15 protein-coding genes are annotated in these 12,173 nt (G+C 49.7%); 7 read left to right on the forward strand and 8 right to left on the reverse strand.

The features are described 5' to 3' along the window. On the forward strand, positions 1 to 919 hold a 919-nt coding region (gene nadA / locus H6F80_RS16170), incomplete at its 5' end, for a quinolinate synthase NadA (protein ID WP_190792555.1). 47 nt (positions 920 to 966) lie between these two features. Here the strand turns inward: nadA and H6F80_RS16175 are convergent. Next, positions 967 to 1,434, reverse strand: coding sequence for a tellurite resistance TerB family protein (locus H6F80_RS16175; RefSeq protein ID WP_190792556.1), 468 nt, complete (start codon positions 1,432 to 1,434; stop codon positions 967 to 969). Between the two features lie 153 nt (positions 1,435 to 1,587). Between H6F80_RS16175 and H6F80_RS16180 the strand changes: the two genes are divergently transcribed. Next, entirely contained in the window at positions 1,588 to 2,076 is a 489-nt protein-coding gene (locus H6F80_RS16180) for a hypothetical protein (protein ID WP_190792557.1), read from the forward strand. A gap of 36 nt (positions 2,077 to 2,112) precedes the next feature. On the opposite strand, the gene H6F80_RS16185 is transcribed toward H6F80_RS16180, so the two are convergent. Continuing rightward, the gene (locus H6F80_RS16185; RefSeq protein WP_190792558.1) at positions 2,113 to 2,466 is read right to left on the reverse strand and encodes a Spx/MgsR family RNA polymerase-binding regulatory protein; all 354 of its coding nucleotides are present in this window, start codon (positions 2,464 to 2,466) and stop codon (positions 2,113 to 2,115) included. A gap of 330 nt (positions 2,467 to 2,796) precedes the next feature. On the opposite strand from H6F80_RS16185, the gene H6F80_RS16190 reads away from it, so the two are divergent. The 3 genes from H6F80_RS16190 to H6F80_RS16200 all read left to right on the forward strand — a co-directional run bounded on the left by H6F80_RS16190 (position 2,797) and on the right by H6F80_RS16200 (position 4,632). Then, the gene (locus H6F80_RS16190) at positions 2,797 to 3,222 is read left to right on the forward strand and encodes a hypothetical protein (protein WP_190792559.1); all 426 of its coding nucleotides are present in this window, start codon (positions 2,797 to 2,799) and stop codon (positions 3,220 to 3,222) included. A 370-nt stretch (positions 3,223 to 3,592) separates the two neighbouring features. Next, positions 3,593 to 3,841: an Asr1405/Asl0597 family protein gene (locus tag H6F80_RS16195; RefSeq protein ID WP_190792560.1), complete on the forward strand. Its 249-nt coding sequence runs from the start codon at positions 3,593 to 3,595 to the stop codon at positions 3,839 to 3,841. Between the two features lie 104 nt (positions 3,842 to 3,945). Then, complete coding sequence (locus tag H6F80_RS16200) at positions 3,946 to 4,632, forward strand: (2Fe-2S) ferredoxin domain-containing protein (protein WP_199296621.1); 687 nt, start codon at positions 3,946 to 3,948, stop codon at positions 4,630 to 4,632. A 274-nt stretch (positions 4,633 to 4,906) separates the two neighbouring features. Here H6F80_RS16200 and H6F80_RS16205 read toward each other — a convergent pair whose 3' ends face one another. The 3 genes from H6F80_RS16205 to H6F80_RS16215 form a co-directional block, all read right to left on the reverse strand. Next, positions 4,907 to 5,350 (reverse strand): CAAD domain-containing protein, encoded by a 444-nt coding sequence (locus tag H6F80_RS16205; RefSeq protein ID WP_190792561.1) that lies wholly within the window; start codon positions 5,348 to 5,350, stop codon positions 4,907 to 4,909. A gap of 321 nt (positions 5,351 to 5,671) precedes the next feature. Continuing rightward, positions 5,672 to 6,286: a VOC family protein gene (locus tag H6F80_RS16210; RefSeq protein ID WP_347277887.1), complete on the reverse strand. Its 615-nt coding sequence runs from the start codon at positions 6,284 to 6,286 to the stop codon at positions 5,672 to 5,674. A gap of 152 nt (positions 6,287 to 6,438) precedes the next feature. Continuing rightward, positions 6,439 to 6,864, reverse strand: a complete 426-nt coding sequence (locus tag H6F80_RS16215) for a hypothetical protein (protein ID WP_190792562.1) — start codon at positions 6,862 to 6,864, stop codon at positions 6,439 to 6,441. Between the two features lie 770 nt (positions 6,865 to 7,634). Between H6F80_RS16215 and H6F80_RS16220 the strand changes: the two genes are divergently transcribed. Further along, a complete protein-coding gene (locus H6F80_RS16220) occupies positions 7,635 to 8,327 on the forward strand; it encodes a response regulator transcription factor (protein WP_190792563.1) in 693 nt (230 codons plus the stop codon). 26 nt (positions 8,328 to 8,353) lie between these two features. Here H6F80_RS16220 and H6F80_RS16225 read toward each other — a convergent pair whose 3' ends face one another. After that, entirely contained in the window at positions 8,354 to 10,456 is a 2,103-nt protein-coding gene (locus tag H6F80_RS16225; RefSeq protein ID WP_190792564.1) for a serine/threonine-protein kinase, read from the reverse strand. On the opposite strand from H6F80_RS16225, the gene H6F80_RS16230 reads away from it, so the two are divergent. After that, complete coding sequence (locus tag H6F80_RS16230; RefSeq protein WP_190792565.1) at positions 10,455 to 10,649, forward strand: hypothetical protein; 195 nt, start codon at positions 10,455 to 10,457, stop codon at positions 10,647 to 10,649. The genes H6F80_RS16225 and H6F80_RS16230 overlap by 2 nt on opposite strands. Positions 10,650 to 10,696: 47 nt before the next feature. Here H6F80_RS16230 and rnc read toward each other — a convergent pair whose 3' ends face one another. Together rnc and H6F80_RS16240 are read right to left on the reverse strand one after the other, a co-directional pair. Then, positions 10,697 to 11,380: a ribonuclease III gene (gene rnc, locus H6F80_RS16235; RefSeq protein ID WP_190792566.1), complete on the reverse strand. Its 684-nt coding sequence runs from the start codon at positions 11,378 to 11,380 to the stop codon at positions 10,697 to 10,699. A gap of 69 nt (positions 11,381 to 11,449) precedes the next feature. Next, positions 11,450 to 11,665, reverse strand: coding sequence for an HNH endonuclease (locus H6F80_RS16240; RefSeq protein ID WP_190792567.1), 216 nt, complete (start codon positions 11,663 to 11,665; stop codon positions 11,450 to 11,452). Positions 11,666 to 12,173 lie beyond the last annotated feature (508 nt).

A 12,173-nucleotide genomic window follows, 5' to 3' on the forward strand; every position in this document is an offset into this window, starting at 1 on the left:
GTTTGACCTCGTTGGCACGATCCAGGCGTTGAAGCAAGAGCTAAACGCTGTCATTCTGGCGCACTATTATCAAGACCCAGAGATTCAGGACATTGCTGATTATTTGGGCGACTCGCTAGGACTTTCTCAGGAAGCCGCCAAAACCAGCGCAGATGTGATTGTCTTTGCCGGAGTTCACTTTATGGCAGAGACGGCAAAAATCCTCAATCCCGATAAGCTGGTGCTGCTGCCCGATCTAAACGCAGGCTGTTCGCTGGCAGATAGCTGCCCTCCGGCGGAGTTTGCCCGTTTTAAGGCGGCTCACCCAGACCATTTGGTGGTGTCTTACATCAACTGCACAGCAGAAATTAAGGCGATGAGCGATATCATCTGCACTAGCTCAAACGCTGTCAAAATCGTGTCGCAAATCCCCGCCGATCAGCCGATCATCTTCGCGCCCGATCGCAACCTAGGACGCTATGTAATGGAGCAAACCGGACGAAATCTGGTGCTATGGCAGGGAAGCTGCATCGTGCATGAAACCTTCTCGGAGCGCAAGATTATTCAGCTCAAGATGGAACACCCGCAGGCAAAGGTGATTGCCCACCCTGAATGTGAACCCGCCGTTCTGCAACATGCTGATTATATTGGCTCGACGACGGCTCTGCTGAACTACGCGCTCAAGGGCGAAGCCGATCGCTTTATCGTCGTCACCGAACCCGGCATCATTCACCAGATGCAGAAAGCCGCTCCGCACAAAGAGTTTATTCCCGCTCCGCCACAAAATCAGTGTGCCTGCAACGAGTGCCCCCACATGCGGCTCAACACTTTGGAGAAGATTTACCTGGCAATGAAAAATCGATCGCCTGAAGTCACGCTCACCCCTGAGATTCAGCAGGCGGCTTTGCAGCCGATTCGGCGGATGTTGGAGATGAGTTAGAAGGGCGGAGGGATATTTCAACTGATCCTCCCATCCTTCTTCTGCCTTCAAGCAGAACTCCCCAACCGCTCTGTCAACAAATCAATCAGATCATCTTTTTTATCTAAAGCGTCGATCTCGGACTCGATTTGTTTAACTTTCTCTGAGGGCAGGTTGAGGGAGCTAATCAGTTTTTCGTAAGCAGTGGCTTCTTCCTGGTTGATTTTGGCTTCGCTGGGAACGCGAGAACTCGATCGAATCACTTCGTAGGCTAGGCGCAGCACCAGCTCTTTTTCTTCTTCAGTTTGCAGCTTAGGTAGGAGTTCATCCAGGGGAAGGTTTTGCATCATGTAATCCTGGAGTTCTTGGTGAAGCTGCTGCTGGTGGCTATCGCTGGCAAACAGTTGGCTGAGGCGATCGAGCAGAACATTCACTTCTTCGGTTGTCAGTCCACCATCTGACCAAGCCATTGCGGTGGCAATTCGCAGAATGGTCATTTGTTTAGGGGAAATTGAGGGAGGGGGCGTTTGAACCATGAAAAATTCCTTCTGGTGTCAAAGTAAAAAGTGAGCTTAAACGTGAAGCGAGCATAACAATTGCTCACAGGCTAGCATGAGGAATTTGAGCGATCGTCTGTCTTTAGCTTGTTATTAAAAGCTAAGAAAAGAGTCAGGAAAAGGACACAGGAAATGGTGTGGAAAACGGTGGCGGGTGTGGTTGTTGCAGGGCATCAGATCGCGTCGGGGCGATCGAAGGAGAGTCCTTATCCCAGGGGCAGTATCGAGATGCAGATACCGTTCTTTAAAGAACTAGGCTTAGATTTATCGAGCGATTATCCCGCCACGCTGAATGTGTCGCTGCGCCCGGCTCAGTTTGTTGTGCAAATGCCCCAGTACACATTTCACGGCGTCAAATGGTCGCCCGAACACGCGCCGGAAGATTTCTCCTTTTCGCCCTGTCGCCTGAGCTATTACTCGCGCATTTATGGCGGATGGGTCTATTACCCGCGCCCCGAAACGAAACTGGGTCATTTTCAAGACCCCGGCACGATCGAGCTAATCCTGCCCAGAATTCTAGGCATTCAGTATGGCGATCGGGTAGAGGTCAGCATTCGATCAGAAGAAATTTTGATTGTGCGGGAAGGGGAAGAGTCAGTTTGGAACAACGATCAGCCGTGAACTGGTCTCGCCCCCAAGACCCTTCAAGCAAACCCTTTAAGGCTGGATTCTGGCTCGAATTGCCTCCGCATCGCGAAACCCCACCGCGATCGCCTGACCATCCTGAACGAACAGCGGTCGCTTCAGCAGCATCACATCCTGGGCAAAAGCATCAGTCCACTGTGCCTCTGTCCAGCCATTTTTCTCGTCCCCCAGCGCCCGATAGGCTTGCCCAGAAGTATTTCGCATCGGCTTTGCTCCCAACGCTTGAACCCAGGACGCGATCGCTTCCCGCGAAGGTGGATGCTCTTTGGTATTCACAAACTCGTAGTTGAGCGCGTGATTGTCTAGCCACTGCAAAGCCTTTTTGCAGGTTCCACAAGTAGGAATGCCATAGACGGTAAGCGTCATTGTCTTTCTTCTAAATAAATGGGTGGATAGGGAGATAGGTGGATAGGTGGATAGGTAGTAGGCGAATAAAATTTCTGCTCCCAATACTAAAAGATAGCCTCTTGCCCGACTCAAATCACCCCTCCTGACCCCTTCAACTCCTCATCCGCGCATTCTACCCCTCCACCCCTTCGCCCCTCTCCCACTCCACTTTCGCGCAATTCAGCCTAAGCTGGGAATACTGGGAACAAGGCTTGTCTGACAGTTCAGCAGCCCGTCGCACTGAGAACTATGTGGCAACGGTTGAAAAACTGGAGAAATTGGTACCGGGGATTCAAGGCTTATAGGGCAATGAGTCCAGATTTGCAGGTGCGTCGTCGAGTGCGGCAACAGCTCGATCAGCGTCCTTACCTGATCGAACAGGAATGGATTGAGCAATACTGTCAACCAGAGGGAATTGCTGTACCGATCGCCCTCTTTGCCTATACTCATCTCCAGCAATACTCTGGTTTAGAAATCGGACGAGTGCGGCTCACCGATCGACTGGAAGCAGATCTGCACTGGAGCCAAATCTGCTGGTTTGATTGGATGTTTACCCTCAGTCAGGACTTCTGGCAAAGTTTTGCAATTGATATTGAAGAACTGCTTCACGACTCAGACTTTGACACGGTAGGCGATCTGCTGAGCTTCCTGAGCGATCGCTGGACAGCTCATATAGCCGATACAGAGCAATCAGAGCAAGGGCGAATCGAAAAATTTCCTACTCAGGAAGTCTAAATTGAACCAATGAAGTGAGCAGCACCAAGAGAGCGTATAACAGACGCATCAGGGTGACTTTTCAGGATTTATCGGACTGGTCGAGCGGTTTTGTTGCTTCTAATTGCGAATTGTTTGCAAAAGAAGCGATTGCATCGTACATTAGATGTCAGGAGTTATTGATTAAGATTCTCAATAAGTGCCGCTCGAAGATTTCCTGGATCGGCTTAGTTTGAGGGTGGACTGATCAAAGCTCTGCTGAAAACTTCCTCTTTTAACGGGAGTTTTGCAGAGGAAGATGCTGCGTCCAATCGTCTAACTCCTTTTCTATCCAAGTTAGAAATACGCTTGCACTACGCCGCAAATTTTTATCAGAACGACGCTCACACTCATGGAACAGGCTCATTCCCAAACCGATCACGCTCAGGTCATTTCGTGCGATCGCAGTGCCCGCTGGCAGGTTTGCCACAGGCTTCAGGAACTCGATATTTGCTGTGACTGTTTAGCTGATGGTAGGCTGCGGGTTCTTGCTAACACTCCCGTTGCGCTTATGCAGGTTCGCAGCGTTTTGCAGCAGTGGTCAATGTCGCGTTCTGCACTGGTGGGGCAGCTCGAAAAATGCTGGCAGTGCTCTGGCTAGTGCCGTTAAAAATTTGTGCTAAAACTTTGCAGTTTGAACCTTTTTAAGATCATCACTTTTCAGTCTTTCGACCTAATCTATCCTTTCTCTTCTTTCTACCTAAAATGACTCAGTGCTTTACTTCGCGAACAGTTGATTTTCGGCTTGAAGGGCAATTTCTGGGATTTGCTTTGGGCGATGGTTACAAACTTAAGTATCTGCGGCTGGCAACCGATGACGGAGAGCAGCAGATTAAACTGTCGAAGTCAATTCGTCCCCTGCTGTATCGATCGCTTCTGCCGGGAATGCGAGTTGAAGTATTGGGTAATCAAAAGTGGAACCTTGAGAAAGGCTCGGTGAAGCGCAAAGCCTATCAGGTGAATCCGCTGACGCTGGATGAAAGCTCCTATAGCACGCTGCGCGAGTCTCTTGGTGAGTTAACAGGTACATTGACGGTCAACGGGTCAACTACGGTCGTGAAGCCGATGGAACCACCGATGGAATCATTTGTTCAGCCATCGATTCAACCGCCCACTCCTTCAGAAGCTCCAAAGGCAAAAAATCAAAAGAGCTGTATTTTTGTTTGCGGTAAATCAGATTGCTGCAAAAAAGGAGGACGGGCAGTAATCGCATCGCTTCAGGAAGAATTGAGCGATCGGGGACTAGATCAGGAAATTACGATTAAGCCAACGGGCTGCATGAAACGCTGCAAGGCGGGTCCCAATGTGGTGATGCCGGACAAAACACGCTACAGCAAAATTTCAGCCAAAGAAGTGCCCACGCTCCTAGACAAGCACTTCCCAAACGCATAAGGGCGCTTTGAGGAATTTAGGGTGGGGGATTTAGGGGGCAACGGATGAACTGATGCAACTGCTCAAACGACCCCTGAGAGTGAGTGCCTATCCATCTCGATCGATTCAATAGCAGTACTACACCAATAGTGGCATTACAAACAGAAAGGGGCTTTAGCCCCCTTTTTTTGATCGTTAGAAACCGATCGCTATCTTGTATTGTTTGCTTGTATTGTTTCTCTCTCAAGGCGCGGACCAGGTGGGCAGTACCCACCCCATCAAACTATGAAACTTCCTAGTCAAACTTGCCCAGGACTTGCTCTTTCAGCGCGTTAAAATCTCTGCCCAATTCCTGACGATTGGAGGCTTTCCAGAGATAGCGATAGACAAACCAGGCAGTATAACCCATGCCCACCAGCTCAAACAGAGGAGCCAGCAGGGGAATGTCGTTGATTGCATCCAGAATGGCAAGCAGCAGCTTAGCAGCAACGATCGCGCCAAAAATTAACCCAACCGTGACGATCGGGCGTTTGTATTCCCCGAAGAAGTCAGTCAGGTAGTCAGGCAGATCTGCCAGGAATGCAGAAATCTTCTCCCCAATCTGCCGCCACTGTTCATTGGATGCATCGGTAGAGGAATAGTTTGCCAGCGTGCCTGAGTCGTCGGTGCTAATCGTGACGTTGACGTTTTCAGCACTGTAACCAGGAGATTCAGCTTCTTGCTTCACTTCAGGCTCCATAATGATCCCTTGAACCTAAACAACTTTTATGAGATGTGAGAGGATATCCCTAGCGAGGGTAAGACCTAACTAGCTTACTAAAACTCTTGTCAGGGATGAGTCGCGAATATCAGGATTTAACGAACCTACTAGACACTAAATCAGACTTTCAAGAATTGCAAGTTCCTGAGAGGTATTTTCGGGCATAGATAAGCTTTGCTCACCGATCGATGGATTTAAAATAAACAGGCTCGGCTATTTCAGCCTGTCTCGGTTCTCTATATTGCTCACTCTTTCTCTTAATTGCAGCTTCTCTTAATTACAGCAACGAATCCGGCGAGTTTAGTTAGAGACCTCCGCCATTTCGATGATACGACCGTCGTAGTCCTTCACCAGGAAGTTGAGCGGCTTTTCCCGACGCAGCTTGTATTTCACGCCATAGGATTGAACCCGCATTAAGAGTTGCTCTAGACAGTCGCGGTCGAAGCAGACGTGACGCTGGCGATCTTTTGGTCCGAGTCCTGCCCCCGAAACAATATGGAGCTGGGTGTTTTTGCGAAGCTGATACCACAGCCCTTCGGAGTACTGATAGCTCTCGTTGGATCTGCCCAGGCTCGCGGTTGAGCCATAGAACGGGTCGATGCCTGCGGTTCCGAGCGTCTGCTCGTAGTTGTAGTAGTAGTGCAAGGGCACATCAGCAGCGGGCAGTTCCAGCATTCCCTCATAAAATCGCCGTGCCAGTTCCAGGTCAGACACCATTACGGTGTAAACCTTGGGCGCACTGGTGAGAAACATCCACATTGCTCCTGCATAGGCAACCAGAAGCATGACCATGACCCCCTGCGTGGAGAGCAGACTATCCAGGGGCAATGCGGGCAACAATCCACCAATCAGGGGCACAAATCCGGGCAGGTGATGCAAAGCAGTTTCCCCCACGGGGTAAGCGGCAATGAGCATGGACAAAGAGCTTATTTCTAACAACAGCTTGACGCAGAGATCTGAAAAAGGGATTGGACTTTGTTCCTACCCTTTTCTCCCTAGTCTATCAAGACTATCTTAGTCCCGACTAATTGGATTGAGTTCGCACCGTTGGGAGCTTTACGAATTCTTCAGGCAGCAGTCCAGGCGCGAAGCAGCAACCGTCGGCCCAGTTCAATATCTTTGGGGGCACACTGCCAGTCAGGATGTCCGGTCATCAGCAGGCTATCGAGGGTTTCTTGATCAAACAAATGCCAGACAGGTGCTTTAGAAATCTGAGTTTCGATCGCGTAGCAGTTTGGGCTGATGCAGTGAATTACCAGAGCGTCTGCGGTGCGGGTCAGCGTCATGCGATCGCCCGGTTGCAGGGCACGAAACTGGCGAATCAGCGATTTAAATTCGGTTAAGGAAGGCGCCACAATCCCAGGAATCGCCACAGTTGCTTCCCGCTCACCATTGGTCCAAATCCAGTAGTTCCGCGCCGGGTCGATGCCTTCGAGCCAGGGCAGTTCATCATCTAAGCGATAGCGAGGAGCCAGAGGAAAGTGAGGAGTCATGGTGGGTTGTCCTAGTCCATCGGGAGATTGGAGATGTCCAGAACTGTCTACGCTTGCAGAAATTCGCAGGCTGCAATTTAACGCTTAAGTTTTGGTTTTTACCAGATTCGGGGATCACTTCCCGAAAAATCAATTTAACTTAGTAAAATTTATTGAACCTATGAGTAAAACTGACGATCGTGAAGCAAAGTTCCCCTAATGACTCGCCAGCTTTGGGGCTAAAGCGTAATTCCATCAATCAAACTTTGCTTCTATCGGTTGACTGAAGAGGCTGTTTGAGAAGTATCTGAGGTGCTCCATTGCCCCTTACATTCCCCAATTCTAGAGGACTTTGGGAACGACAACTTTGAGAACGATAATTTTGAGGACGACAAGGAGAGTTACTCTTTTCCAGAGTTTACGGCTGTCTACCCACAAATCTAGACAAATTCAGAATGAGGGAGAATTCCTGATAAAACGTCCCCTAACCTCTCAATTTAGAGACACTAAACCAATCAAGGTCCCCCAGCATTAAGAAATTTAGGGGCTGAACAAACCTGAACAAAGCTCAAACGAAGCGGATTCGACGACTGGTAGAGATTAGGCAGCAGAATTTTAGGCAGTAGAATTTTAGGCAGCAGAATTGAAAGCGGTTTGGGCAACGATCGCGATCGTTCAAAACATTCGCTAACTGGCTTTGGATAGACTCTTAGAACAGGGAAATTCGCTAGAGTGAGAAATATACTGAGTTAGCTCCTCAGTTCGCCCCTTGTGAGTTAGCAAAAGGAACTATGGCAGGTCAGCTTTTGTTGGTAGATGATGAGCCAGGATTGCGTCAGGCAGTGCAGGCATACCTGGAAGATGAAGGCTTTACGGTGCAGACTGCGAGTAATGCCCGCGAAGGCTGGGATTTGCTACAGCGATCGTCCCCCGACCTTGTCATCACAGACATCATGATGCCGCAGGTGGATGGATACCAGTTTCTTCAGCAAATGCGTGATGACCCCCGGTTTGAGACGCTGCCTGTGATTTTTTTGACGGCAAGGGGCATGACGACCGATCGCATTCAGGGCTACAGTGCCGGAGTCGATGCTTATCTCTCGAAGCCGTTTGACCCTGATGAATTGGTGGCTGTGATCACGAATTTGCTGAGCCGCCGGGCAGCCCTCAACAAAGCCGCCTCCGACAGTGAAACGCCTAACATTGCGGACATGGCGAAACAGATTGCCGAAATTCGCGCCATGCTCAACCAGCGCGGCGGCATTGCCCAAACCCCTGCCCCGATCAAGCACGACTTTACGCCCCGCGAACAAAGCGTTTTAGAACTCGTGGCAGAAGGCTTGATGAATAAGGAAATCGCACGTCGCCTTGATACCAGCGTTCGCAATGTTGAAAAATACGTTAGCCGCCTTTTTAGCAAAACAGGAACCAATAGCCGGACAGAACTGGTGCGCTACGCGCTGGAGCATGGGCTGACCCAGTAGCAATCTGAAGTCGCAATCTGAAATTCTTACTGAGTCGCAGGGCGGGGAAACTTCCAGATTTTAATGTCGTGGCTACCGCTGCCGCTGGCGATCGTTTGTCCGTCGGGACTGATGGCAAAATGCCGAACCTCAGAGCCGTAGCCCGTCAGTCTTTGCATTAGCTCTCCAGTCGGGACGTTCCAAATTTGCACCGTGCCCTCTGCACTTCCGCTCACCAGGGTTTGGCCATCGGGACTGAGCCAGAGCGGATTAAAAAAGCTCGTTCCGACCAGGGTGCGAATCGTTTGCCCGTCGCTGAGATTCCAGATCCGAATTGTTTTGTCGGCGCTGCTACTGATTGCTTTTTCTCCGTCTGGCGTGATCACGATCGCATTCACAAATCCCGTGTGTCCGGTGAGGGTTTTTTCGACGGTTCCGGTTGCCAAACTCCATACTTTAAGGGTGCGATCGGTGCTGCCGCTCACCAGGGTTTGACCATCGGGACTGAAAATGACGCTATTGACAAAGCCCGTATGTCCGATCAGGGTACGAGCCAGCTTTGCGGTCGGCAAATCCCAGATTTTGATCGTGCTGTCGGCACTGCTGCTCGCCAGGACTTGTCCATCCGGGCTGACATCAAGCGCATTGACATAGCCTGTATGACCTAGCAGTGTATGCACTAGCTTGCCCGTTGCCAAGTCCCAGATTTTGATGGTGCGATCGGCACTGCCGCTAATCAGGGTTTTGCCGTCGGGGGTGAGGGTGAGGGCGTTGACAAAGCTTGTATGGCCTGCCAGGGTGCGGAGGGTTTGTCCGCTGGTCATATCCCAGATGCGAATGGTGTTGTCAGCACTGCCGCTAATCAAAGTTTTGCCGTCGGGCGCAATCACCTGGGTATTAATAAAGCTGGTGTGACCCTTGAGATCACGATCGACTGTAATTGCCTGTGTCACGGCCGTTGAATGTTGCCGACCTGTCACCTGCCAGATGCCATATCCACCCAGAGCCAGGAGGAGCGCGATCGTGCCGCCCCAGACCCAGCATTTTAAACCTTTTTTACCAGGCAGAATCAGTGAATAGCCCGGAGCCTGAGCTAACACTTGAACCGATCCGCCCGTTGCCATTCCGGGAGTCGTTCCGGGAGTCGTTTCAGGAGTCGTTTCAGGAGTCGTGGGTGCGCTGAATTGCTGCCATGCAGTGGACTGAATGAAAGTTGGACTGGTGGAGTTGACCGGAGTTTGGACAAGCTGATGCAGACTGTCGAGCAAAGCACGGGTATCTCTGGGACGATCGCTTGCTTTGGGGGCAATCAGGCGATCAATAAAGTCAGCAAAGGCGGGCGTGATCTGAGGCGCAAACTGCCGCCAGTGAAACTCGTTGTTCAGCGAATCATACATTCCGCCATCGGTCGGCTGTTTCCCGGTTAATAAATAAATGAAAGTGCAGCCCAGCGCGTAAAAATCTGACTGCGGTACTGCCTGGCCTTTTTCCTGTTCCGGCGGGGTGTATCCGGCAGAGCTGATGCGCGTAATTCCGCCCGTTTTGCCTAACTGCGCCAGGTAGGTATAGGTCATCTCACGCGCTGCGCCAAAATCGACCAGAACCACCTGCCCACTCGATCGCAGCATAATATTTTCGGGCTTAATGTCGCGATGAAAATAGTTGTGCTGATGCACCAAATGCAAAATCTCCGCAAGCTGATGGAGCCACTGTCGCGCCTGCTTTTCGCCGATCGGATGGTTGCCCTGCTGCCGCATCCATTCCCGCAGATTGGGACCGTCGATCTTTTCCATCACAATGCAGTGCAGCACTTCTCCGGTCTGGCGCGGCTTGTACTGAAAGTAGCCATCTGGCTCGATCGATGGAATGCCAGAGTGATGAAGCTGACTCAGCACCACTGCCTCTTGCTGAAACAGGTCAACTGCTTTTTCGTTGTTGCTATAGCTGTCTTTCAGGATTTTGAGAATTTTGGGAACGCTGCGCTCAAACGCTTCGTACACCTTACCAAAGCCACTCTTGTCGCTCAGTAGCCGCATCACTCGATAGCGTCCTTGCAGCACTAACTCTGAGCCACACGCCTGACAGTAATGATTGCCCCCATTCCCAGGATGGTCGGGCTGAGGACAGCGCGGATTAATGCAAAGACTCATGGCAGACCCCCCGAAGACGCATCCACACGATCGCACCCTTAACTCAAAAAATTATCTAAACCCCATTGAACCCAAATTAAGCCAGGTCAGACCACCAGGTCAGGCACAGGAAGCGCGATCGTTCTACTACGATCAAACTATACTCCTCCAGTTGATAGGTCGAGAAGATCACGTCACAGTTGTAGAGAATTGATTCTTCAGTGCATCTTGTTCGCACAATGAAGTTGGGGTTTAAAGATTTCAAATTAACCCTTTCTTTTTAAATTTTCTCAAAGCATCTTCAGCAGCTTCCTTTTCAGCCTCTTTTTTATTGCGTCCCTTTCCCTCGCCGTATGCCCTGTCACCGACATAAACTCTGGCAATAAATTCTGGTGCATGGTCCGTACCGCCAATTTGTTCGGTTTTATATTTAGGTAGAGCGGCTGCACCCGTCGCCTGAACAATTTCCTGCAACTTATTCTTTGAATCCTTTGCAGAACGAGTGATCACGACTTCTTGAGGCACAGAAGTAAACAATTCTTCCACCATCGGACGCACCATCTCAATGACTGAATTCTTATCCAGGTAGTAGGCTCCAACAACCGCTTCAAAAGTGCTGCTCAAAAGATTTGGGTTTTGATAGCCCCCTTCCCGGATGACTCCCTTTCCCAATCGCATCCGCAAATCGATTCCCACTTCGATCGCAAATCGAGCCAATTGTTTTTCATCCACAAGAGCCGATCGCCGCCGTGTCATTTCATCTTCTGCCATCTCTGGAAGAATTCGATAGAGATACTGCCCGCTAATAAAATTAAGGATTGAATCACCAAGAAATTCTAGTCGCTCATTGTGTCCGAGTTCGTCCGGATTTTCATTCATATAAGAGCGATGAGTCAGGGCACGACGAAGCAGTTTTTCATCGTTAAACATTAGAAGCTTATGCATTTCTTTTTCTGGCTAGCTGAAGTTTACAGAATTAACTGGAGAAATGTTCGGAGCAAAATTTGGGATGAGTCATTCAGGTGGATAGAGACTATTTCCGCGAGTTTTATTGCATGGGAGACAGGCAAGCCGGAGGTTCTCCAATGAGTTAGAACCGCCTTTGCTTTTCGGTTTTATGTGATCAAGCGTTAGGCTCTTTGCAGGTAATTGATGCCTGCACCACCAACATTGAGACCCATATTCCCGAATGAGTTGATCTTTCTTTCGCTTTTTCTGTTTTGAAGTCATTGATAGCTGCCCTGGTTATAAATTTGAACAGCATCGAAATATCAAGTACAGAAAATAGGCTGGCTCAAACAAGCCAGTAACCTTCTTTACCCCTGTGGTCAGCGTCTCAAACGCACTACCTCTAAGCCACAAACCAGCGCATATCCAGTATGCTGAGCCAGTATTTGCTGTAGAGAGTTACCCTAAACCTCGACAAATACCAGACCAGAATACTGGACATACATTTGCTTGCGGCTTGGAGGTAGTACCCATGAGACGAACACCAAAGTTTTGATATTCATCTGCTATTTCAATTAAGTCATGGGAATTTTTTGCTGTCAAGATCAGACCAGAATTAGAATTTTCGTCTCCTTTCACTGCAAAGCAAAGATACTTTTTGTGATGTCTTTATAGGGATATCTCTATGAGGGATTGCTCGTCAAAGAATAGGACAATGATTTTCTGTACCCCCAGTTAACTCGATCGCCATTTAGACTGAAATTAATCCGATTCACCTCGCAAATTTCCC

Origin of the sequence: Leptolyngbya sp. FACHB-711 (genome assembly GCF_014695615.1) — a bacterium.
Lineage (GTDB): Bacteria > Cyanobacteriota > Cyanobacteriia > Elainellales > Elainellaceae > Leptolyngbya_A.

Bases quoted from the DNA above. Each gene is read 5' to 3' on its own strand.
- H6F80_RS16175 (WP_190792556.1), bottom strand. From the start codon at position 1,434: ATGGTTCAAACGCCCCCTCCCTCAATTTCCCCTAAACAAATGACCATT.
- H6F80_RS16180 (WP_190792557.1), top strand. From the start codon at position 1,588: ATGGTGTGGAAAACGGTGGCGGGTGTGGTTGTTGCAGGGCATCAGATC.
- H6F80_RS16185 (WP_190792558.1), bottom strand. From the start codon at position 2,466: ATGACGCTTACCGTCTATGGCATTCCTACTTGTGGAACCTGCAAAAAG.
- H6F80_RS16190 (WP_190792559.1), top strand. From the start codon at position 2,797: ATGAGTCCAGATTTGCAGGTGCGTCGTCGAGTGCGGCAACAGCTCGAT.
- H6F80_RS16195 (WP_190792560.1), top strand. From the start codon at position 3,593: ATGGAACAGGCTCATTCCCAAACCGATCACGCTCAGGTCATTTCGTGC.
- H6F80_RS16200 (WP_199296621.1), top strand. From the start codon at position 3,946: ATGACTCAGTGCTTTACTTCGCGAACAGTTGATTTTCGGCTTGAAGGG.
- H6F80_RS16205 (WP_190792561.1), bottom strand. From the start codon at position 5,350: ATGGAGCCTGAAGTGAAGCAAGAAGCTGAATCTCCTGGTTACAGTGCT.
- H6F80_RS16210 (WP_347277887.1), bottom strand. From the start codon at position 6,286: ATGCTCATTGCCGCTTACCCCGTGGGGGAAACTGCTTTGCATCACCTG.
- H6F80_RS16215 (WP_190792562.1), bottom strand. From the start codon at position 6,864: ATGACTCCTCACTTTCCTCTGGCTCCTCGCTATCGCTTAGATGATGAA.
- H6F80_RS16220 (WP_190792563.1), top strand. From the start codon at position 7,635: ATGGCAGGTCAGCTTTTGTTGGTAGATGATGAGCCAGGATTGCGTCAG.
- H6F80_RS16230 (WP_190792565.1), top strand. From the start codon at position 10,455: ATGGCAGACCCCCCGAAGACGCATCCACACGATCGCACCCTTAACTCA.
- H6F80_RS16225 (WP_190792564.1), bottom strand. From the start codon at position 10,456: ATGAGTCTTTGCATTAATCCGCGCTGTCCTCAGCCCGACCATCCTGGG.
- rnc (WP_190792566.1), bottom strand. From the start codon at position 11,380: ATGCATAAGCTTCTAATGTTTAACGATGAAAAACTGCTTCGTCGTGCC.
- H6F80_RS16240 (WP_190792567.1), bottom strand. From the start codon at position 11,665: ATGACTTCAAAACAGAAAAAGCGAAAGAAAGATCAACTCATTCGGGAA.